The following is a 21,821-nucleotide window of genomic DNA, read 5'->3' on the forward strand; positions in this document are numbered from 1 at the left end:
GTTCTGATTATTCTAGAACCATAACTAACTTAGTAAAAGTGGAAATTGCATGAAATTAAGCTTTAGTCATTCAATTTTCTTAAAGCTGAAACGATTTCACGTTTCGAATCTTCAACTTCACTTGTCTGTTTAATCACTTTAGCAGGTGTACCTGCAACAACTGATCCAGCTGGCACATCTTGCGTTACGATTGCACCTGCAGCCACAATAGAGCCTTTGCCAACACGAACACCTTCAAGAATAACTGCATTCGCACCAATAAGTACATCATCTTCGATTACTACTGGTGAAGCACTAGGTGGTTCAATGACACCAGCTAATACTGAGCCTGCACCAACATGTACATTTTTACCAGTAGTTGCACGGCCGCCAAGTGTTGCATTCATATCTACCATTGTACCTTCACCAACTACAGCACCAATATTAATTGTTGCGCCCATCATAATCACTGCGCCATCTTCAATAATAGCTTGTTCACGGATGAAAGCGCCTGGTTCAATACGTGCATTTGTGTTAGTTAAATCTTTTAATGGAATAGCCGAATTACGACGATCCATTTCAACTTCTATAGTTTCAATACTAGATTGATTCGCTTCATAAAATGTTTTCCATTCATCAGCTTCACAGAAAATAACTTTTGAATCAGGTGAACCAAACACTTTGAAACTATCAGGGAAGGTTACATTTTCAAAATTCCCATTAATATAAACCTTTAGGGGTGTAGATTTCTTTGCATCACTTATATATTTAATAATTTCTTCTGCCGTTAAATGTTGTACCATAATTTAATACGCTCCTTAGTTTTTATAGGTTATCAAATGTATAATAATCATTTGCCTTGTTGATTAATTTTTCTGCTGCACCGATTGCACCATTTGCAAAAATATCTTTTGACTGTGCTCGATGCGTAATCTCTATTGTCTCATCAGTACCAGCAAATAGCACGTCATGTTCTCCTACAATCGTGCCGCCACGAATGGAATGGATACCAATTTCATCTTGTGTGCGTTTTTCAGTATGCTCATGTCTGTCATATACCGGTGTAGATTTTTCTCGCAAGTCATCAATCACATCATATAATTTTACTAATGTACCACTTGGCGCATCCACTTTTTTATTATGATGTGCTTCCGTAAGTTCAATGTCGAAATCTTGTAATAGAGGCACTGCTGCTTCTAAAATTTTTGTTAAAGCATGTACACCATAACTCATATTCGCACTGAAAAAGACTGGCATTTGATCACTTAATGCTTTAAGTTTATTGATTATTTCTTCTTTTTCACCAGTCGTTGCTATTACTAATGGTAAATTAAAGTCTTCATCCAATAATGGTAATAACAGTTCTGGGTTGGAGAAATCAATTGCAACATCTGCTTCTTTAGCATCTGCTATACGTTCAAAAGTAGGGTACGGGTAATCCTTGGTAGCATCTCGTACAATAACACCAATTATTTCATGTCCTTTTGCTTCAGCTAATCTTGCGACACGTTGGTTCATTGCACCATAGCCTATTAATACTATCTTCATACTTTGTCACCTACTTTAAATTGTTCATACGCTTTTTCTAATGTTCGACGGTCTTCATCTTCTAAAGTTACAAGTGGTAAACGCACCTCGTAATTTCCGAAGCCTTCTACCGCTGTGAGTGCCTTCACTGGAATAGGATTAACATCAACTGCTAATGCATCTAACAATTTTTGAATCGGTTGGAATTGTTTTTCAATATCTTCTCCATTTTGTTTAGCATCATATAACGCTTGAAAAGATTTAGGAATCACGTTAGCTACTACTGAGATAACACCATGTCCACCTTTATTAAAATACTCAACTACATTGTCGTCATTACCACTATAAAGTGTAAAGTCATTTAAGTTGATACGTGCTTTTACTTCTTCTAAATAATCAAAATCGTTGGTCGCATCTTTTAATGCAATAATATATTCATTCTTACTTAAAGTTTCAACAGTATCTGGTTCTATAGTCATATTTGTACGAGAAGGCACATTATATAATATGACTGGTAATTTAATCGCATCTGCTATTTTCGTAAAATGAGCAATTAAACCACGTTGATTCGTCTTATTATAGTAGGGCGTGATTAGCATAATTGCATCTGCACCAATTTCTTTAGCACGAACTGAAGCTTGAATTGATTTTTGGGTGTTATTCGTACCTGTGCCAGCAATTACAGGAATGCGTCCATTTACATAATTTACGACTACTTCTAATATTTGATCTTTTTCGTCATCAGTTAATGCCGGATTCTCAGCTGTAGTACCATTTACAACAATCGATTTCACATCATTTTCAATTAAGTATTTCAAATGTCTTCTAAGTGCATCATAATCTACTTCATTGTGTGTAAAAGGTGTTGTTAGAGCGACACCTACGCCTTCAAAAATATGTCCCATATTATTTTACTCCTTTCAAGCTCATAACTTGTTCAAGTATTTGCACTGCATTCAATGCCGCACCTTTCAATAAGTTGTCAGAAGTACACCATACATGGAATGTATTATCTAATGTTTCATCACGGCGAATACGTCCTACAAATATTTCATCTCTGTCTGTAGAATTAATAGCTAATGGATATACATTATTTTGTGGATCATCTTCAAGTACCACACGGTCATCATTTTCAAATAATTCTTGAATTGCACTCACTGTAGCTTCTTTTTCTAACGTTACACTCATGTGTACACTATGACTGTCTTGAACTGGCACACGTACACAAGTAGCTGTAACTTTCAATTCATCATCTTTTAAGATTTTACGTGTTTCGTCTATCATTTTTTGTTCTTCTTTTGTATACCCATCTTCAAGGAAAGAATCAATATGAGGTAATACATTATTATAAATAGGGTGAGGGTATGCTTCAGGGGCCTTACCATTTGCTCCCTCTGCTAAATCTTGTTTCCCTTTTACCCCAGAACCCGAAACTGCTTGGTATGTCGTATATGCAACACGTTTCAAACCAAATTCCTCTTGTAATGGTTTAAGTGGTACAACTGATTGTATTGTTGAGCAATTTGGATTTGCAATAATTTTTCTATCTAATACAGGTTCGTTAACTTCTGGAACGATTAAGTCTACACCTTCAGTCATTCTCCATTGACTTGAATTATCAATGACAATTGCACCCGCTTGTTCAAAAATAGGGGAGAAGTGTTCACTTGTACTTCCACCAGCACTCATTAATACATAATCAAATGATTCCTTAGCTGCTTCTTCTGTTAATTCTCTAACTGTATAGTTTTTACCTTGAAATTCAATGTTTTCACCTGCTGAGCGAGCTGAAGAGAACAACACTAACTCATCAAAGGCCACACCTTTGCGATCTATTGTTTCTAACATTTTTCTTCCTACTAAACCTGTTGCGCCTGCCAATGCTAATTTTGTCATATACCATACACTCCATTTTTATTATTTTAATAAATCTTAATTATATTCCGAAAATTCAGATATCAAAAGCTTGATAAAGGGTTCGAACAGCTCGTTCGCCATTCTCAGCATCTATCACACATGAAATACTTATTTCTGATGTTGTAGTTTGATAAAATGAAATATCGTTTTCAATTAAAGTAATGAATGCTTTTGAAGCTACACCAGAAATATCACGCATACCAGAGCCAATTAAAGAGATTTTAACGTATGCTTCATTAATTTTGAAGTCTAATGCATTAAACTGTTCTTTTAAAGTTTCTAATATGGTTGAAATCTGAAAAGCATCTGTATCTTTAATAGTAAAGGACATTTGTAATCCTTCCAAGTTAATAATCTGAGAAATCATATCAACATTAACTGAACCTTCTTCCAATTGAGTAAAGAGCTCAGTAAGTAATCTATTATCTGGTAGGGGATAACTAATTGTAACGTGCATCATATGTGTATCTAACGCCACACCTGTGACTGCTTTTTTTTCTAATAATTCTGCTTGTGACATAATCCATGTTCCTTTCACATTTGATAAAGTTCTTCCTAAATAAAGCGGGATATGATAGTTATTTGCTAATTCGACGCTTCTTGTTTCTAATACGCCTGCACCTAATGCACTCATTTCCATCATTTCTTCATAAGAAACGTATTCAAGCCGTTTTGCATCTTTATATAATCTTGGATCTGTAGCATAGACACCATCGACATCGGTGTAAATCTCACATGCCGTGTCATTACTTGCAGCTAAGGCAACAGCAGTAGTATCTGAACCACCTCGACCTAATGTCGTTACTTCAAGTGATTCATTAATACCTTGAAAACCAGCAACAACTAAAACATCATTTTCTGTAAATGCGATTTCGAATGTATCAGGGTTAATTTCTGCTATTCGACTTTTTAAATGATGTCCAATTGTCTTAATACCCGCTTGATATCCGGTCATCGCTTTGGCGTTCACCCCGATATCATTTAAAACCATAGATAAGTAAGAAACTGTCTGTTGTTCACCGGTTGTTAATAATAGTGCAAGTTCTTGATCTTTAGGGCTTGTAGTCAATGCAGAGACATTAGCCATAAGCTCATCTGTGGTCTTGCCCATGGCGCTAACAACAACAATAAGTTGTTCACCTTGATCAACTCTCATTTTCAACATTTCCGCTATATTTTTTATTTTTGTAAAATCACTTACTGAAGAACCTCCAAATTTCAAAACACTTCTGTTCAATTCTATATCCTCCTCAATCAATAGGGGAGAATCACAGTATTAAAAAAAGAACAAGTTCGGGATGCGAACTTGTTCTATAATTTATATACAAGTGATGCACTCCATTATCTTACAATAATGACAGACTCTTAGCTCTTAACCATAAAGTCCAACGTGTTATAAGCTGCTATTATAACTATTTCGGCATCTCACCCTTTCAAAATTAGCTGCTAGCAGGCAGGTTCTTCTAATATTTACTAATGATTGATGCGCCTCATCAAAACCATATTTAATTTTTGTTTGTTTATGATTCATATTATACATATGCTTATATGTACTGTAAACCGCTTTTATCAAGTTTTTTAAATTTACTGAAAAATACAACATTATATTTATACATTTTACGTTATAAGTGTAAATATAATTAAATCTGTTTAATGACAATCATTTTTCTATATTTTCAATTTTTAAAACTCTTCATATGTTGCAGGGTCTTGACCTTTTAATCTACCATCTTTTTGAGATAAGTTGTTTATTTTTTCTACATCTTCAACTTCTAAGTTAAAATCAAAAACATTTAGATTCTGAATTTGTCTCGTGATAGATGTAGATTTTGGAATTGGCACTACACCTAATTGAACGTGCCATCTTAATATAATCTGAGGTATTGTTTTATTATATTTTTCGGCAATTACAGCGATATCTTTATCTTTTATTACTTCAGATGCACGACCCAACGGACTCCATGCTTCTGTTATAATTCCTTTTGTATTATTATATTCAACCATATCTTGTTGATTAAAGTACGGATGTAATTCAATCTGATTCACAGTAGGTAAGACACCAGTTTCTTTTTCTAATTTTTCTATATGTTCTGGTAAGAAATTACAAACACCAATAGATTTAATAAGTCCCGCTTTTTGAGCATCAATCATCGCTTGCCAAGCTTCAACATATTTATTGTGTCTTGGGTTTGGCCAATGAATTAAATATAGATCAATATACTCAACATTTAATCGATAAATAGATTCTTGTATAGCTGTTAATGCTGCATCATAGTCTTGATAACGACCTGGTAATTTCGAAGTTACAATGATTTGATCTCTTGAAACATGACTTCTTTCAATTGCTTTACCCACTGTACCTTCATTTTCATAGTTATAAGCTGTATCTAATATTCTGTACCCTTGATTTAACGCATTAACGATTGCATGTACACCTTGCGCACCATTTAATTTATATGTACCGAAGCCGATTTGTGGTAAAAGTTGTCCATCAATCATATTTAAATTTTCCATTAAAATTACTCCTCCGTTCATTTGAATTAATTATGATTATATAATTCAAAAATTTATTTTGAAAGTAATTAGCCCAAACAGTGGGGCGCTTCACTCTAAATCAGATGAATAAAGCAAATGAAAAAGACACCTCTAATGCTTTTACAGCATTAGAGGTGTCCACATTTTAAGAGGAGTACACTACATATTAAATAGAATACGCTTCTTATTTATTGCGTTATATTTAAATCAATAACACATGGTTATTATTTTAATACACCAGTTTCTTCTAAATAAGCTCTATAAGTCGTTTCTTTAGAAAGACCACCAGTTGGATTTAAATCAATGACACGGTTTGCAATCGTATTGATGAATTCAAAGTCATAAGATGTAAAGATAATAGAACCTTTGAATGATTTCAAGCCATCATTGACTGCAGTAATACTTTCTAAGTCTAAATGGTTTGTAGGTTCATCCAGTAGTAACACGTTAGAACTTGATAACATCATTTTACTTAGCATACAACGTACTTTCTCTCCACCAGATAAAACACTCGCTTTTTTCTTAACTTCTTCACCGCTAAATAGCATACGTCCTAAGAAACCACGTAAAAATGTCTCAGTTTGTTCGTCCTCAGGTGCGTATTGACGTAACCAGTCAACTAAGTTTGTATCTACACCTTCGAAGTAGAATGAGTTATCTTTAGGTAAGAAACTTTGAGAAGTTGTTACGCCCCATCTTACTGTACCTTCATCTGGTTCCATTTCACCAGCTAAGATTTTAAGTAATGTTGATTTAGCAAATTCACTATCACCAACTAATACAGCTTTATCGTTAGGATCCATAGAGAATGAAATATTATCTAATATTTTCACACCGTCGATTGTTTTAGAAACATTGTCGACATGTAATAAATCATTACCAATTTCACGTTCAGGTGTGAATTTCACAAAAGGATAACGACGAGAAGAAGGTTGAATATCATCAATCTCGATTTTTTCTAATTGCTTCTTACGACTTGTTGCTTGTTTTGATTTAGAGGCGTTTGCAGAGAAACGTGCCACGAAATCTTGTAATTCTTTAACTTTCTCTTCTTTTTTCTTGTTTTGATCTTGAGCCATTTTCATAGCAAGTTGACTTGATTGGTACCAGAAATCATAGTTACCAACAAACAATTTAATTTTCCCATAATCTAAGTCAGCAATATGCGTACAAACATTATTTAAAAAGTGTCTATCATGAGACACAACAATAACTGTATTTTCAAAATTAATTAAGAAATCTTCTAGCCAGCTTATTGCAGGGATATCTAAACCATTGGTAGGCTCATCTAGTAATAATACATCAGGTTTACCAAAAAGACTTTGTGCTAATAACACTTTAACTTTTTGATTGTTTTCTAATTCAGACATTGTTTTATCTTGGAGGTCTGCTTTGATACCTAGACCAGAAAGTAGGGTACCCGCATCTGCTTCAGCATTCCAGCCGTCCATTTCAGCAAATTCGCCTTCTAGTTCTGCAGCTCTAATACCATCTTCATCGCTGAAGTCTGGTTTCATATAGATTTCATCTTTTTCTTTCATTACTTCATATAAACGTTCGTGTCCTTTAACAACAACATCAATTACACGTTCATCTTCAAATGCAAAGTGATCCTGTTTTAAAACTGCTAAACGTTCGTCTTTACCCATAGAAACATGACCAGTTTGAGCATCTAATTCACCTGATAAAATCTTTAAGAACGTTGATTTACCTGCGCCATTAGCTCCTATTAATCCATAACAATTGCCATCTGTAAATTTAATATTTACATCTTCAAATAGTTTACGATCACCAAATCGTAAACTTACATCAGTAACTTGTAACATGCATTTACTCCTTTTCGTTATCCTTTTCGTTAATCTACCGGACAAATTATAACACACTTATCAACTTGTTTCGACCATTCTCGATGTAGTGATGCTAGTTTCTTCATAGCATGTTATAATAAATAAGAATAAATCTGTATGTACGAAGGAGAAAAGTATGGCCCAAGATGAAAAAGATATTGTAGGTTCTATAGAATTTCTTAAAGTTGTTGGATTAGAAGGCTCAACATATAAGTTAAAAGGACCAAACGGAGAAGAAGTTAAACTCAATCAATCCGAAATTAAAGATGAAGACGAATTAAATATAGGGGAAGAATATAGTTTCTTTATTTACCCAAATAGATCAGGTGCATTATTTGCTACGCAAAATATGCCTGACGTAACAACTGATAAATACGATTTTGTAAAAGTATTAAAAGTAGATCGTGATGGTGCGCATGTCGACGTAGGTTTACCAAGAGAAGTATTAATACCTTGGGAAGATTTACCAAAAGTTAAATCAGTATGGCCAGTACAAGGTGATGAGTTATTCGTTACGTTACGTATTGATAGAGATAACAATATGTTCGCACGTTTAGCAACAGAAACAATAGTAGAACAAACATATAAATCTGTTTTCGACAATGAATTGAAAAATAAAATCATCGAAGCAAGACCATATCGTTTATTACGAATTGGCAGCTTCTTACTATCAAAAGAGGGTTATAAAATTTTTGTTCACGAAACAGAACGTAAAGAGGAACCACGTCTCGGTGAAAATGTAAAAGTGCGTATCATTGGTCAAAACGATAAAGGTGAATTGAATGGTTCATTTTTACCACTTGCACACGAAAGACTTGATGATGATGGTCAAAACATCTTTGACTTGCTCGTAGAGTATGATGGGGAACTTCCTTTCTCAGACAAATCGAGTCCAGAAGCTATTAAAGAAATTTTTAATATGAGTAAAGGTTCATTCAAAAGAGCAATTGGACACTTATATAAGAACAAAATTATCACAATAGATTCTGGTAAAATTGCTTTAACTAAAAAAGGTTGGGAAAGAATAGAAAAGTAATTCCTTCTATTATAAAGTGATATTTTCATCTAACTTGTTTCATAATAATAATGTCCACAATTTTTAGAATGAATTGGACTTCAAAATACAGTTCTCAACAAATCAATCCTGAAACTACTATATAAAAAATAGTAGTTTCAGGATTTTTTCTTTTTTTATATTACAATTTCATAGTTATTTGTAATATAAAATTCGACCAAAACGTTGTATTATCAATCTTTGCAAGTCACTCCTTTATTAATTCATAGCGTTTATAAACTTTGTAAATAGAAGCCACCTTAAATTAACAAAACATTTACAGTATCTATATTTGTATTTAATAAATTGTGTGTAATATAGGAACTGTAAGAAATACATATAACTTTTAAGGGTTATTTATTTATTAGGAGGATGTTTCAATGAAAAAATGGCAAGTATTTGGAACTACAGTAATTGGCTCTTCACTTTTATTAGGCGCTTGTGGCGGCGGAAATGCTGGTTCTGGTGGCGGCGAAGGCGAAGTTAAAGGCGACGGTTCATCAACAGTAGGTCCAATCATTGAAAAATTAAACGAAAAATTTGCTAAAGAAAATTCCGATGTTACAGTTTCATCTGGTACATCTGGTACTGGTGGCGGATTCGAAAAATTCATTTCAGGGAATACTGATTTTTCAAACGCATCTAGACCAATAAAAGATGAAGAGAAGAAAAAATTAGAAGATAAAGGTATCAAATATAATGAATTTGAAGTTGCAAAAGATGGCGTAACAATTGCAGTTAATAAAGAAAACGATTTTGTAAACGAATTAACTAAAGATCAATTGAAAGATATTTATTCTGGCGAAGCAAAATCATGGAAAGATGTTAATCCTGAATGGCCAGATAAAGAAATCAAATCATTTTCTCCAGACCAATCACATGGTACGTATGATTTCTTCACTGAAGAAGTTATGGATGACGGAGATATCAAAGCAGAGAAAAACGCTGATACAAACGTAATCGTTCAATCAGTTCAAAAAAATGAACAAGGTATTGGTTACTTCGGTTATAATTTCTTTGAAGAAAATAAAGATAAATTAAAAGCCGTTGAAATCAAAGATGATAGCGGTAAAGTTACTAAACCAACTAAAGAATCAATTCAAGATGGTTCATATGCTTTAAGTAGACCATTGTTCATTTATACAAACGAGAAAAAACTAAAAGAAAATGAAGGATTCCAAGATTTCATGAAATTTATCTTTGAAGACAAAGGTAAATCAGCTGAAGAAGCAGGATTTGTGGCTCTACCAGAAAAAGATTACACAAAACAACTAGATGAATTAAAAGAGATTACTGGTAAAGAAAGCAAAGACAAAGAAGAAGACAAATAACACATAGCTGTAAATCTTAAAGGTCGGGATTCTGTATTAGAAAACAAAGTGGCGATGGGAATAACGTCCACTTTGTTTCTCTATTTCTAAATATCCCAACCTTTTTTTAACAATTTCGGAGTCTATATGAAGGAAGGATATTAACATGGCGAATAAAAACCGCTCCGTAAGCGAAATGATTGAAAAAAATAACGCCAATAAAAATGGTGCAAGCGATAAAATTGTTCCTATTATTTTAGGTACAATAGCAATTTTTTCTATATTAGCGACAATCGGTATTGTAGTCACATTATTAACTGAAACAATTACGTTTTTCACTCGTATTCCTATTACAGAATTTCTCTTTTCGATGGAATGGACACCATTCTCATCTGATCCTAAATTTGGAATTTGGCCATTAATATTAGGTACATTGAAAATAACTGTAATAGCTACAATCGTAGCAGTGCCATTAGGTCTGGGTGCAGCACTTTACTTAAGTGAATATGCTTCGCCACGTGCTAAAAGTATTATCAAACCAATATTAGAAATATTATCTGGTATTCCAACAATCGTATTCGGTTTCTTTGCTCTAACATTTGTTACACCGTTAATACGTGGAATCTTTCCAGACATAGGTAGTTTCAACTCTATTAGTCCAGGTCTTGTAGTTGGTGTAATGATTATTCCATTAATATCAAGTATGAGTGAAGATGCAATGTCATCTGTACCAAACAAAATGCGAGAAGGTGCACTAGGTTTAGGTGCTACAAAATTTGAAGTAGCAACTAAAGTTATTTTACCAGCTGCAACTTCAGGTATTATGGCCTCAATTGTATTAGCAATTTCACGTGCAATTGGCGAAACTATGATCGTATCTCTTGCTGCAGGTAGTACACCGAGTGCATCACTTGATATAACAGGTTCTATCCAAACAATGACAGGTTATATCGTTCAAGTAGCAACAGGTGATGCAACATTTGGTACTGATACTTACTATAGTATTTATGCAGTAGGATTCACGTTATTCTTATTCACGTTAGTAATGAACTTGATTTCTCAATGGATTACGAAACGTTTCAGAGAGGAGTATTAATATGACTGAAACAAACAAAAACGTGCTCGTAGATCAACAAACAGTTGAAAAGAAACTCTCTGGAAGGTTAACGACAAATAAAGTTAATAAATGGGCTTTCTTTGCCTGTACTATGGTTGGTCTGCTCGTATTAGCCGCATTACTCATTGATACACTTATAAAAGGTGCTGGACACTTAACTCCATCATTTTTCACTAATTTCTCATCATCAACGCCTTCTATGGCAGGGATTAAAGGTGCCTTTATCGGTACAATATGGTTAATGGTTACTATTATCCCGATAACAATTACTTTAGGCGTTGGTACTGCAATTTATTTAGAAGAATATGCTAAAGAAAATGCACTTACAAACTTTATTAAAGTGAGTATTTCAAACTTAGCTGGTGTACCTTCAGTCGTATTCGGTTTACTCGGTCTTACAATTTTCGTAAGAGGTATGGGTATCGATTCAATTGCACTTGGCAACTCCGTTTTAGCGGCTGCATTAACAATGTCATTACTTATCTTACCGGTAATCATTGTAGCTAGCCAAGAAGCTATCAGATCTGTACCTAGTTCTGTAAAGGAAGCTTCATACGGACTAGGTGCCAACAAATGGCAAACAATACGCCGTGTTGTATTACCAGCGGCGATTCCTGGTATTTTGACAGGTTTCATCTTAGCACTATCTCGTGCATTAGGTGAGACAGCACCATTAATTTTAATTGGTATACCAACGATTTTATTACAGCTACCATCTACAATATTCGATCAATTCCAAGCGTTACCAATGTCAATTTATAGCTGGACAAAATTACCACAGGAAGAATTCCAAAACGTTGCATCGGCAGGAATTATCGTATTACTCGTTATATTACTATTAATGAATGCAATAGCGATATTCTTAAGAAATAAATATAGTAAAAAATACTAAATTTAAGACACGATAAATATTATTTAAAAAAGGCTAGTAAATGGGAATGTGCTGGGGTTTCAGTAAAACCTTAGCATCTAGCCTATAAAAAGGAGTTTTAATTATGAATAAACAAATTATAGATAATAACGATACGAACGATACAATAAAATCACATACCGACCGTAATGACTCACCAATAGCTACTATTGAACCAAACCATTCAGACAATAAAATCCCAGATAGCCAAAAGAAAATTGTCTATTCAACTAAAAATCTTGATTTATGGTATGGCGAAAATCATGCATTAAAAAACATTAACTTAGATATCTTAGAAAATAATGTAACTGCGATTATTGGACCATCAGGTTGTGGTAAATCAACATACATTAAAGCATTAAATCGTATGGTTGAACTTGTACCATCTGTTAAAACTGCTGGTAAAATCATGTACCGTGATAAAAATATTTTCGATAATAAATATTCAGTTGAAAAATTGAGAACAAATGTAGGGATGGTATTCCAACAACCAAATCCATTTCCTAAATCAATTTATGATAATATTACTTATGGTCCTAAAATCCATGGTATTAAAAACAAAAAAGTCTTAGATGAAATTGTTGAAAAATCTTTACGTGGCGCTGCAATTTGGGATGAATTAAAAGATGACTTAGACAAAAACGCTTATAGTTTATCAGGTGGACAACAACAACGTGTTTGTATTGCGCGTACATTAGCTATCGAACCAGATGTTATATTAATGGATGAGCCAACGTCAGCTTTAGATCCAATATCAACATTAAAAATAGAAGAACTTGTTCAAGAACTTAAAGAACAATATTCAATCATCATTGTTACGCATAATATGCAACAAGCTGCTCGTGTTTCTGATAAAACTGCTTTCTTCCTTAACGGCTATGTTAATGAATACGACGACACTGATAAGATCTTCTCTAATCCTGCAGATAAGCAAACTGAAGATTATATCTCAGGTCGCTTCGGTTAATCTATGGCGACAATTAGACATAAATATGAAGGCCAACTAGACGGACTTATTAAAGATCTACGTCGACTTGGTCTTTATGTATATCGTAATATAGAATTTGGACTAACGTCGTTAAGTGAAGAAGATCGTAATTATGCCAGACAAACAATAGCTAAGGATAAAGAAATCAATGAGCAAGAAACTGAAATTAATGAAAAAGTAATCATGCTTATCACTAAGCAACAGCCGATTGCTACAGATTTACGTTTAATGATGGCCGCTTTAAAAATCGCCACTGATTTTGAACGTATAGGCGATAATGCAGCAAGCATAGCGAAAATTAGATTACGTGCAAAAATTATTGATGAATATGTACTGACGAGACTCAACACCATGGGAAAACTTGCGCTCTTAATGTTAAAAGACTTAGATGATGCAGTAAAAGATAATGATATTACCTTAATAAAAGAAATCATTGATCGTGATAAAGATATTGATGATATCTATAAAAACATTGTAAACACAACGTATTTAATAGATAATGATCCTTTCGTTGCAGGGCAAGCACATTTAGCTGCAAGACATTTGGAACGTATTGGAGATCATATCTGCAATATAGCAGAGAATATTTATTTCTTTATTACAGGCGAACGTTATGAATCCTATAATAAATAAAAATGTTACACATAATAAAAGCATAATGGCTTTATAAAGATGACTCGCTTTCAGATAAATGAAAGTGGATGATCTTCAAAATTGCCATTGTGCTTTTTTAATTTTATAAAACGTTATTTCTTTTCAATTTCATCAGTTAATGTTTCTAGTTCATCAACAAGTTTGCCAATATAGCCAATTGTTGATTTTAATGGTTGTTCCGTACGGATATCTATACCTGCAATTTGGGCTAAATCTACTGGTGATTTACTACCTCCTGCTTTCAATGTATCTAGCCAAGCATCAACAGCTGGTTGTCCTTCATTTTGAATACGTTGAGACATCACTGTACCAATTGTTAAGCCCGCTGAATACGTGTATGAATATAATCCCATATAATAGTGTGGTTGTCTCATCCAAGTTAACTCTGCGCCTTCTGTCAGTTTCACACTGTCTCCAAAGAATTGACTATAGACATCAAGCATAATGTCATTAAGTATTGGGGCAGTTAATGATTCGCCTTGATCGACTTTATTATAAACTTCACGTTGAAAAGCAGCTTCAAGTAAATGCGTAACCATATTATGATAATACGTTCTTGAAATAATAGAACCTGTTACCCAACGTTTAAATTTAGCATCATTACTATTTTCAAATAAGTAGTTCGCCATAAGCATTTCATTCATAGTAGAAGGTGCTTCTACAAAATACATCGAAGCTTCTGATTCTAAATAATTTTGATGTTCCTGTGCTAAAGTAAAGTGTCCCGCATGACCTAATTCATGCGCTAACACGAAGGTTTCAGTCATTTTACCAGTCCATGATATAAAGACATATGAATGTGAAGCATATGGACTCGCACAATAGGCACCTGTTTCTTTACCTTTGTTTTGTGCAAAATCTATCCATCTATCTTTATAAGCAGCTTCAACCATTTTCAAATAATCTTCACCAAGTACATTTAAAGCACCATAAATATATTGTTTAGAATCCTCTATTGAAATTTCTGGCTCGTAATTTGGATCAATAGAAATTTTTAAGTCTTCAAAATGCATCACATCTAAGCCATGAACACGTTTAACTAATTTCGCATATTTTTGCATAATGGGTGCTAAATCACTCATAATTACATCAATTTGTCTGTTAAACATGTCTCGTGTCACTTCTTGCTCTTGTAGTAAATAATCAATAACAGAATCATATCCTCTTAAATCTGCTTCGATTTTCTCTTGTTGTACTTGCATATTATATGTCGCAGCTGTCGTGTGCTGATACTTACTTAATGCATTACTAAAATGTTTGAAACTTATTCTTCTAAACGCTTCATTTGGATTATCTTCATATTCATTCTCAAAAGTAGCATAATCTAAAGGATATGTTTGATGATCATATTCAAATGATTCAAAATCAATATCCAACATTTTTGTAGTTCCATAAAGTTCAAAAGCGCTCTCAAAAGTAGGGGACAAACTTGCTAATACTTTTTCAACTTCTGGAGATAATTGATGCGCCTTATTCGCTTTTAATTTCGTTAAAAAATGTGGATACTTCGAAGTTTTAATAAGTTGTTCAAGTGTTTGATCAGAAAGTTCTAATATTTCTGAAACTACAAATGAAAGTTCACTAGCGATTTTTCCATAAGATGTAGACAATTTTGCGCTTAATGTCTGTGCATGTTCATTAGCCGTATCAACGCTCAATCTTAACTCAGCATAATTTGCCATTCGATCTAATTGAATTAATAGTTCAGAATATGCGTCCAGTGCATCTTCAACAATATCTACTTCATTTAAGTGACCTGTATATTGTTGATTAAACGCCTTAGCTTGTTCTAAAGTATCATTCAATGTGTTATAAAATGCATCGTCAGAACTAAATAAGTCAGTTACGTCCCATGTTTCTTCAATTGGAACATTATTTCTAAATGGTAGTGTTTCAGCCATATAATCTACTCCTCTACATTTATATTGTATTCACAGTTAATTATACATGAATGACCCGTATAAATGATAATCGAAAGTTTATCTATGTTAAAAATGGGGAACAGTAAACCGAATTGGATTGACACGTATTTTTTATTAATTTAATATAAAATTATACTGCTCAAGACTGAATGTATTTATATAGAAAATATAGTATGATATATATAATGTAAGTAAAGTATAAATATTAAATAAAAAGGAGAGGAATTAATGACTATTTTTGATATGCCTAATTTTTTATGGATTACTGTAGTAGCTGTCATATTAGTAACAGTATTTTGCAATCTTGTCTTAAATAAATGGTTTACTGCACCAATCTTAACATTAGTAGTATTAGCAATATCAGCATTTTTAATACCAAATTTTCAAGATATTACATATGAACCTTTATTAGGTTTTGCTGCGTTTATGACTATATTAAGTTTAATCTTAAGCTTTGTAATATGGTACATGACACGTAACTGGAGACGTAAACGCCGCGAAAAGAAAGCTAGAAAAGAAATACGTAAACGTGGTGGCATCCCAAAAGATGAATTAGAAGATTATAAACAAAAATAAAAAATGAACTGTAGCTATAATCTAAGTTACAGTTCATTTTTTTAATTATATCTTTAAATTCAAGCTGTTGATTTAATAGTATGCTTAAGTAATTTTATATAACGTTTCAAATTTTGATTTAATAAAGCATTATATAAAAATTTAAACCTCAGCATATACCACATATGAGGTTTAAGCCAATTCAGTAAAGTACAATAGTAACAAGTTAATTAAAGCTATAAACATATAACGTAATAGATGGATCATGAACAAGAAAAAATTACATCGAAGTACTAGAAAGAATGATTGCGTTAACAAGCATGTATAACGTAATAGGTAGTGAGTTAACAATTAGGGCCTTTTCTTTTAAATACCATTAACTTCCTATAATATATATTATGTAAACTAAAAAGTAAATTTTAAAAGTTACATATCTATATAGCTATTTTTATCATATATATTATGTATTTAGCATTTCCTACATATTAGTCCTATTTTAGCTTTTTCATACATATACATAACGTTATATCATTTAACATTTACTTGATACTTATACGCATCTCACTTAATGTCTAATTATAATTGTACTTTACTAACTTTCAAACTACGTAAATACCTATACAAGTTTTGTTTTGACTGTATGCAGCTAAGACATTGTTTAGCTTGTTTTTATTTATTTTATACAATGATCTAAGCTCACAATTTTACGTGTATTTACATGGATAAAGATCCACAAACTCATATTTAAATGCTCAGAAATCGACTTCTCAGCGTCTTGCTTTTAATGAATTAGTGATTTTAAGCTTAAACAATACTTTGTTCTTTAATCTTGCTATTAGATTGATATCTCCTTCAATTTTATAGCAATCCTTAAAAAATGATCTTTTATTTAAACCATATACTTATAGGGTTACATAACATAAATATAGGCACCTATAAAAAACGTGTTCTTTTCTGTCATTTGGGTATATACTATTTAGATAATCATTTAGGAGTGAAATTTATGCAGGAACGTTCTCGAATCAAATGGTCTAGTTTAGTGATCGGCGTCATTTTTCTAATTATTGGCGTGTTTATTTTAAGTTTTCCTGAAGAAAACTTATTTGCTATTACATGGCTCATAGGACTACTATTTATTATTAACGGTTTTTTAGAAATTTTCGTTCGTCGTGTAATGAAAAAAACAGATAAAAAAGCCTCAACCATAGTGCTTGTACTTGGTGTAATTAATATTATTTTAGGGTTATTGATTTTATTTAATATCGTTACAAGTACGACATTTATCGTTTATTTATTTGCTATTTGGTTTATTATTAATGCGTTATTTAATATGTTTACGGTAACGCCACTTGAAAAATCAAATAAAGGTTTCCATATTGTATCGGTTATTTTGAACATTATTACAATTATTTTCGGTATTATTTTACTGTTTAATCCACTTATGGCGGCAATTTTAGTTGCTATCTTTATGAGTGCGGTGTTCTTTATTATTGGTATAACTTATATCATTAGAGCATTATCTTAATGATCCTTAACTTGCAAATAAATAGGGCGCATTTTTGAAAAATCATGCTAGAAAGCGCACTACAAGTCATCTTGTAGTGCGCTTTTCACATTTTCATAACTATTACATATATTGCTTTAAATATTTTATAAAAATAAATTTTACTATAAAATTATTATAGTGTAAGGTTATTGCATTGCTAAAATCCTATGCTATACTAAAAAATGTGGGAAACAACAAGAATTAACATCTCAGACTATTCCACATTTTAGTTCATTGTTATATTGGAATTGCCATCCTAATATAACTAACTTCAGAACGAAAGAAAGCATACTGATTAGGGCTTACATACCAGTATGCTTTCTTTTTTTATGCTATTTTTTAACTTTTTTTCTAACATTATTCAACGTATTAAATAACCAATATTTTGTTTTCTTAATTGGTTTATAAAAGTCGCCGATTAATTCTTCAATTTGCACATTAAATCCACGTTTAAAGCGATATACACCGTAATCTTCACTATTTTCAGTGAAATCGCCTGATAAACCATAGAAATTATAGCGACCATAACCATTGTCAAAACAATAGTTCAACATGTACCAGTGCATCATATAAGGTCCCATATATTGATTATATTTTTCTGATGAGCCACCAGAGAAGTAGTTTACTTCATATGCATTTGCAAAATATACACCAGCAGCTAAATTTAATATAGCACCATCTGTTAATCTTAATTCACTTGCATGCATTAACTCTTTTTTATCATGCTCTATTTGTTTATCCAGTTCTGTAATTTTCTTCAACTGTTTATCTGATTTATTTTCATTCTGCATGATTTGATCTCTACGTGATTCTTTATCATTAATACTCTCTTGTGTATTTTCAATATATTCATTTAAGTCTATATATGCTAAAGGTATTAACGCTTTATCACCATAATTATCAATGAAATTATAGAAATATTCATCTGTTTTAGATACGAAGCCAGCACGTTTTTCAGTTTCTCGATAAAGATCTAAGAAAAGACCGAATTCATCCCTATTTAATAACCTAACTTTAATACCAAAATTAATTGCTTTATTGATATTACGTTTTCTTTGGCTATCAAATTGTTTTTTTAAAGAAGCTGGCGTTTGGCCATCTAAGTTCAATACACCCATCCATCTTACTTGGCTAGATGTATCATATTCAGTCGTAAAGCCGTGATGGGTATACCCATGAGATTTAAATAAGTTGACTAATGCGTCATTCTTATCTGGTTCTGGCAATGGATTGATATCTTTATCGTATATTTTATAAATCCAGTACGGGTCCATTTTGGCATATAAACAATTATGGTGTTGAAGATAATGATCTAATTCACGTAAATAGAAATCTACTAAACCTAAATCATTGTAATCCATAACTGGACCACGATTAGAATAATAAACATAGCTCCCCATTGTAGGAATTTTAGAGAAAAGACTAGCAGCAATAACCTGATTGTCGTCATCTTTTAAGCCTAATAGTACAACTTGAAATCCATCTTCTTCTCTTGTCGCAATATTTTCTTTTACTTGAAAGTAATGACTCTCTAATGCCGGGTTTTGTACAAAATTGTCATACTCTTTGACGGTTAACTCTGTAAATTTCATTCTAGCTTAGTTCCCTTCTATAATTTATATCTACTTCTTAATATCTTTTATTTTTTTTAATGTCGTATAAATTTTGTACATTGGTTTATTAATAGGTTTTACAAAATCCCCAACGTATTCAACTACTTCGGCATTAAATCCTTTTTTAAATTTCACTACGCCTGCATCTTCTGCATCTTCTGTGAAATTACCACTGATACCGTAGAAGTTATATCTATCTATATTATGGTCAATAGCGTAATTAATCATCTTCCACTGAATCGCATAACTACCAGCAAAGTGTCTAAATTCATTTGAAGTACCACCTGCATAGTAAACTACTTCATAGGGGTTAATAATAAAGTATGCTGCAGAAATTGGTAATTCATTACCGTGTTCAGCCTGTAACGATTGCGCTTCTTCAATTTTTTGTTGATTTGCAATAAGCTGTTGTTCTAAATTATCTCGCTTATTATACGCTTTTTTATTTTCAGGTCGTTTTTCTATATCTTTAATCGCCTTGTTAATATCTTTACTTAAGACATCACGCTCTGCTTTTAATTCTTCGATATATTCATCAAAGTCCATATAAGCTAACGGGACCAAGATACGATTCTTATAATATCTCAATCTATTATAATAAAAGCTATCTTCCCTATCATCAAATTCTTTTGATTCAGATGTATCTTCCATAAACGAACGGAAGATTGGTAACTCATCTTCTTCTAAGAATCTTACTTTAACACCATTCTTTTGAACTTTTTTTGTATTACGTTTACGTAGGCTATCCATGCCGTTAAGTACATCTTTAGCTGTTTTACCTGCTAAATCTAATACTGAGTGATATCTAATTTGAAGAATTGGATCAAAACCAGTTAAAAATCCTTGGTGTTTGTATCCTAATTGTTTCATTTTGTCGAAAAACCAGTCATGACCAGCATTTCCTAACACTTCTCCATCATGATTACGATATTGATAAGCTAAATAAGGGTCAACTCTTAAATGTAAACCTTTATGTTTTTTAACATATTTAGTTAATTCATTAAAGAAGTAATGAACAAGTTCTTTATTTTCAAAATCTATAACAGGTCCTCTGTTTGTATAAAAATATTTATAAAACTTCATTACTGGTACTGCAGTCAGTAAACATGCTGCAATGACTTCATTTTCATTGTTTTTAATACCAACTAAGTGTGTTTCTGTACTTTCTGCAATTTTCAATTCGTAGTTTCCTACCATTTGTGTAAAATGACTATTTGGCATATTATCTGTAAATGCACCGAACTCTTTAGCAGTTAAATTCGTAAATTTCATTTTGTATACTCCTATTTGTTTATAGTTCTTTTTTTATTTGAGTTTAAACTTCAATCTTGATTATTATACAATAACCATTTATAAAACTAAATCAATAGCATATATAAATTCATTATACATGAACTTTATGTATGTCTTATTATATCATTACTTATATTTTAACAAAGAATAAGCAATTAAACACATTTGCCATTGTTATAACAACAAAAACTGGAAAACTTATTAAGTTTTCCAGTTTTCTTTATAGTTGGAGTGGAACATGTATATCTGTCCCACGCCTTATGATACTATGTTCTAATTTAAAGCGTCTCGTAATGTTTCACCTATTGCTACGCTTGATTGTGGGTTTTGACCAGTAATAAATTGATTATCTGTTTCCACATGTTCAGTGAAGTTGTCCTGAGTTACAAATTTGACGCCTTGATTTTCTAATTCTGTCTGAGTTAAGAAAGGTACTTTTTCCTCAAAGCCCATTGCACGTTCTTCTTCATCTGTAAATGCAGTTAACGTCACGCCCTTCACTAGGAAGTTGCCTTTCTTATCTTTAGCACCGACAAAAGCACTTGGACCGTGACATACAGATGCAATGATTTTATCATCTGCTTTAAAGTCAGCAAGTACAGAAGCTAACTTCTGATTATGTGCAAAATCAAATACTGTGCCATGACCGCCTGGTAAATATACAGCGTCGTATTGACTCACGTCTATATCTTCTATGCTTGACGCTGATTTCGTTTGCTCAACAAATGCTTTATATTTATTAAGTTCACCATTCTGTGTAGAATTGGGATCTAATGGGACTTCCCCACCATTTATTGTAGCGATATCTACACTAATATTTGCTTCCGTTAATATATCATAGGGTTCACTTGCTTCTTCTAACCATAATCCTGTTGGTGTACCATCTTCAAATTGATTAACACTTGTTATAATAAACAAGACTTTTTTACTCAAATTATGTCACCTCTTTTTAAAAATAAGAGAATAGCTATATTTAATTCATTGAAATTGCATGCTATGCACCTCAAAAATATATTCTCTCTTAATAGCGTACCCATAATTCTAACCTCTTACA

At 32.4% G+C, this 21,821-nt stretch carries 19 protein-coding genes and 1 riboswitch; of the genes, 8 read left to right on the forward strand and 11 right to left on the reverse strand.

All coding sequences use genetic code 11. The features are described 5' to 3' along the window. Nucleotides 1–62 precede the first annotated feature (62 nt). The 7 genes from dapD to AST02_RS03605 form a co-directional block, all read right to left on the reverse strand. Nucleotides 63–782 carry a 2,3,4,5-tetrahydropyridine-2,6-dicarboxylate N-acetyltransferase gene (gene dapD / locus AST02_RS03575; RefSeq protein ID WP_046465308.1) on the reverse strand — a complete coding sequence of 240 codons (720 nt, stop codon included), beginning with the start codon at nt 780–782 and terminating at the stop codon, nt 63–65. Nucleotides 783–804: 22 nt separating this feature from the next. Beyond that, nucleotides 805–1,527 (reverse strand): 4-hydroxy-tetrahydrodipicolinate reductase, encoded by a 723-nt coding sequence (gene dapB, locus AST02_RS03580; RefSeq protein ID WP_046465307.1) that lies wholly within the window; start codon nt 1,525–1,527, stop codon nt 805–807. Beyond that, nucleotides 1,524–2,411 (reverse strand): 4-hydroxy-tetrahydrodipicolinate synthase, encoded by an 888-nt coding sequence (gene dapA / locus AST02_RS03585; RefSeq protein ID WP_046465306.1) that lies wholly within the window; start codon nt 2,409–2,411, stop codon nt 1,524–1,526. Before dapA ends, dapB begins: the two co-directional genes overlap by 4 nt. A gap of 1 nt (nt 2,412) precedes the next feature. After that, a complete protein-coding gene (locus AST02_RS03590; RefSeq protein ID WP_069815667.1) occupies nt 2,413–3,402 on the reverse strand; it encodes an aspartate-semialdehyde dehydrogenase in 990 nt (329 codons plus the stop codon). A 55-nt stretch (nt 3,403–3,457) separates the two neighbouring features. Continuing rightward, complete coding sequence (locus AST02_RS03595) at nt 3,458–4,660, reverse strand: aspartate kinase (protein ID WP_069815670.1); 1,203 nt, start codon at nt 4,658–4,660, stop codon at nt 3,458–3,460. 86 nt (nt 4,661–4,746) lie between these two features. Further along, a riboswitch (Lysine riboswitch) is annotated at nt 4,747–4,925 on the reverse strand. Between the two features lie 181 nt (nt 4,926–5,106). Continuing rightward, nucleotides 5,107–5,937: an aldo/keto reductase gene (locus AST02_RS03600; protein WP_046465303.1), complete on the reverse strand. Its 831-nt coding sequence runs from the start codon at nt 5,935–5,937 to the stop codon at nt 5,107–5,109. 245 nt (nt 5,938–6,182) lie between these two features. Next, the gene (locus AST02_RS03605; protein ID WP_069815671.1) at nt 6,183–7,784 is read right to left on the reverse strand and encodes an ABC-F family ATP-binding cassette domain-containing protein; all 1,602 of its coding nucleotides are present in this window, start codon (nt 7,782–7,784) and stop codon (nt 6,183–6,185) included. A 157-nt stretch (nt 7,785–7,941) separates the two neighbouring features. Here AST02_RS03605 and AST02_RS03610 point away from each other — a divergent pair, with 157 nt between their 5' ends. The 6 genes from AST02_RS03610 to phoU all read left to right on the forward strand — a co-directional run bounded on the left by AST02_RS03610 (nt 7,942) and on the right by phoU (nt 13,817). Next, nucleotides 7,942–8,841: a CvfB family protein gene (locus AST02_RS03610; protein ID WP_046465301.1), complete on the forward strand. Its 900-nt coding sequence runs from the start codon at nt 7,942–7,944 to the stop codon at nt 8,839–8,841. Between the two features lie 398 nt (nt 8,842–9,239). Beyond that, the gene (locus tag AST02_RS03615; RefSeq protein ID WP_046465300.1) at nt 9,240–10,190 is read left to right on the forward strand and encodes a PstS family phosphate ABC transporter substrate-binding protein; all 951 of its coding nucleotides are present in this window, start codon (nt 9,240–9,242) and stop codon (nt 10,188–10,190) included. A 145-nt stretch (nt 10,191–10,335) separates the two neighbouring features. Beyond that, nucleotides 10,336–11,265: a phosphate ABC transporter permease subunit PstC gene (gene pstC, locus AST02_RS03620; RefSeq protein WP_046465299.1), complete on the forward strand. Its 930-nt coding sequence runs from the start codon at nt 10,336–10,338 to the stop codon at nt 11,263–11,265. A 1-nt stretch (nt 11,266) separates the two neighbouring features. Continuing rightward, nucleotides 11,267–12,178, forward strand: a complete 912-nt coding sequence (gene pstA / locus AST02_RS03625) for a phosphate ABC transporter permease PstA (protein ID WP_002507653.1) — start codon at nt 11,267–11,269, stop codon at nt 12,176–12,178. Nucleotides 12,179–12,281: 103 nt separating this feature from the next. Beyond that, a complete protein-coding gene (pstB, locus tag AST02_RS03630; RefSeq protein ID WP_069815673.1) occupies nt 12,282–13,163 on the forward strand; it encodes a phosphate ABC transporter ATP-binding protein PstB in 882 nt (293 codons plus the stop codon). A 3-nt stretch (nt 13,164–13,166) separates the two neighbouring features. Then, on the forward strand, nt 13,167–13,817 hold the full coding sequence (gene phoU / locus AST02_RS03635; protein WP_046465297.1) for a phosphate signaling complex protein PhoU: 651 nt from the start codon (nt 13,167–13,169) through the stop codon (nt 13,815–13,817). Nucleotides 13,818–13,930: 113 nt separating this feature from the next. Here phoU and pepF read toward each other — a convergent pair whose 3' ends face one another. Then, entirely contained in the window at nt 13,931–15,739 is a 1,809-nt protein-coding gene (gene pepF / locus AST02_RS03640; protein ID WP_069815675.1) for an oligoendopeptidase F, read from the reverse strand. A gap of 249 nt (nt 15,740–15,988) precedes the next feature. Here pepF and AST02_RS03645 point away from each other — a divergent pair, with 249 nt between their 5' ends. Then, the gene (locus AST02_RS03645; protein WP_069815677.1) at nt 15,989–16,336 is read left to right on the forward strand and encodes a hypothetical protein; all 348 of its coding nucleotides are present in this window, start codon (nt 15,989–15,991) and stop codon (nt 16,334–16,336) included. Nucleotides 16,337–17,318: 982 nt separating this feature from the next. Beyond that, nucleotides 17,319–17,840: a DUF308 domain-containing protein gene (locus tag AST02_RS03650; RefSeq protein ID WP_069815679.1), complete on the forward strand. Its 522-nt coding sequence runs from the start codon at nt 17,319–17,321 to the stop codon at nt 17,838–17,840. Between the two features lie 353 nt (nt 17,841–18,193). Here the strand turns inward: AST02_RS03650 and AST02_RS03655 are convergent, their stop codons facing one another. The 3 genes from AST02_RS03655 to AST02_RS03665 all read right to left on the reverse strand — a co-directional run bounded on the left by AST02_RS03655 (nt 18,194) and on the right by AST02_RS03665 (nt 21,700). Beyond that, nucleotides 18,194–19,453: an aminoacyltransferase gene (locus AST02_RS03655; RefSeq protein WP_069815681.1), complete on the reverse strand. Its 1,260-nt coding sequence runs from the start codon at nt 19,451–19,453 to the stop codon at nt 18,194–18,196. Nucleotides 19,454–19,483: 30 nt separating this feature from the next. Next, a complete protein-coding gene (locus tag AST02_RS03660; RefSeq protein ID WP_069815683.1) occupies nt 19,484–20,746 on the reverse strand; it encodes an aminoacyltransferase in 1,263 nt (420 codons plus the stop codon). 294 nt (nt 20,747–21,040) lie between these two features. Then, nucleotides 21,041–21,700: a type 1 glutamine amidotransferase domain-containing protein gene (locus AST02_RS03665; protein WP_069815685.1), complete on the reverse strand. Its 660-nt coding sequence runs from the start codon at nt 21,698–21,700 to the stop codon at nt 21,041–21,043. Between the last annotated feature and the right edge of the window lie 121 nt (nt 21,701–21,821).

Source organism: Staphylococcus equorum (assembly GCF_001747895.1).
In the GTDB taxonomy this organism is placed as follows: Bacteria; Bacillota; Bacilli; order Staphylococcales; family Staphylococcaceae; genus Staphylococcus; species Staphylococcus equorum_A.

What these genes read in the sequence shown, in the direction of transcription:
- dapD (WP_046465308.1), bottom strand. Translation starts at nt 782, where the DNA reads ATGGTACAACATTTAACGGCAGAAGAAATTATTAAATATATAAGTGAT.
- pstA (WP_002507653.1), top strand. Translation starts at nt 11,267, where the DNA reads ATGACTGAAACAAACAAAAACGTGCTCGTAGATCAACAAACAGTTGAA.
- AST02_RS03660 (WP_069815683.1), bottom strand. Translation starts at nt 20,746, where the DNA reads ATGAAATTTACGAATTTAACTGCTAAAGAGTTCGGTGCATTTACAGAT.
- dapA (WP_046465306.1), bottom strand. Translation starts at nt 2,411, where the DNA reads ATGGGACATATTTTTGAAGGCGTAGGTGTCGCTCTAACAACACCTTTT.
- dapB (WP_046465307.1), bottom strand. Translation starts at nt 1,527, where the DNA reads ATGAAGATAGTATTAATAGGCTATGGTGCAATGAACCAACGTGTCGCA.
- AST02_RS03655 (WP_069815681.1), bottom strand. Translation starts at nt 19,453, where the DNA reads ATGAAATTTACAGAGTTAACCGTCAAAGAGTATGACAATTTTGTACAA.
- AST02_RS03650 (WP_069815679.1), top strand. Translation starts at nt 17,319, where the DNA reads ATGCAGGAACGTTCTCGAATCAAATGGTCTAGTTTAGTGATCGGCGTC.
- pepF (WP_069815675.1), bottom strand. Translation starts at nt 15,739, where the DNA reads ATGGCTGAAACACTACCATTTAGAAATAATGTTCCAATTGAAGAAACA.
- phoU (WP_046465297.1), top strand. Translation starts at nt 13,167, where the DNA reads ATGGCGACAATTAGACATAAATATGAAGGCCAACTAGACGGACTTATT.
- AST02_RS03610 (WP_046465301.1), top strand. Translation starts at nt 7,942, where the DNA reads ATGGCCCAAGATGAAAAAGATATTGTAGGTTCTATAGAATTTCTTAAA.
- AST02_RS03600 (WP_046465303.1), bottom strand. Translation starts at nt 5,937, where the DNA reads ATGGAAAATTTAAATATGATTGATGGACAACTTTTACCACAAATCGGC.
- AST02_RS03645 (WP_069815677.1), top strand. Translation starts at nt 15,989, where the DNA reads ATGACTATTTTTGATATGCCTAATTTTTTATGGATTACTGTAGTAGCT.
- AST02_RS03615 (WP_046465300.1), top strand. Translation starts at nt 9,240, where the DNA reads ATGAAAAAATGGCAAGTATTTGGAACTACAGTAATTGGCTCTTCACTT.
- AST02_RS03605 (WP_069815671.1), bottom strand. Translation starts at nt 7,784, where the DNA reads ATGTTACAAGTTACTGATGTAAGTTTACGATTTGGTGATCGTAAACTA.
- pstB (WP_069815673.1), top strand. Translation starts at nt 12,282, where the DNA reads ATGAATAAACAAATTATAGATAATAACGATACGAACGATACAATAAAA.
- pstC (WP_046465299.1), top strand. Translation starts at nt 10,336, where the DNA reads ATGGCGAATAAAAACCGCTCCGTAAGCGAAATGATTGAAAAAAATAAC.
- AST02_RS03590 (WP_069815667.1), bottom strand. Translation starts at nt 3,402, where the DNA reads ATGACAAAATTAGCATTGGCAGGCGCAACAGGTTTAGTAGGAAGAAAA.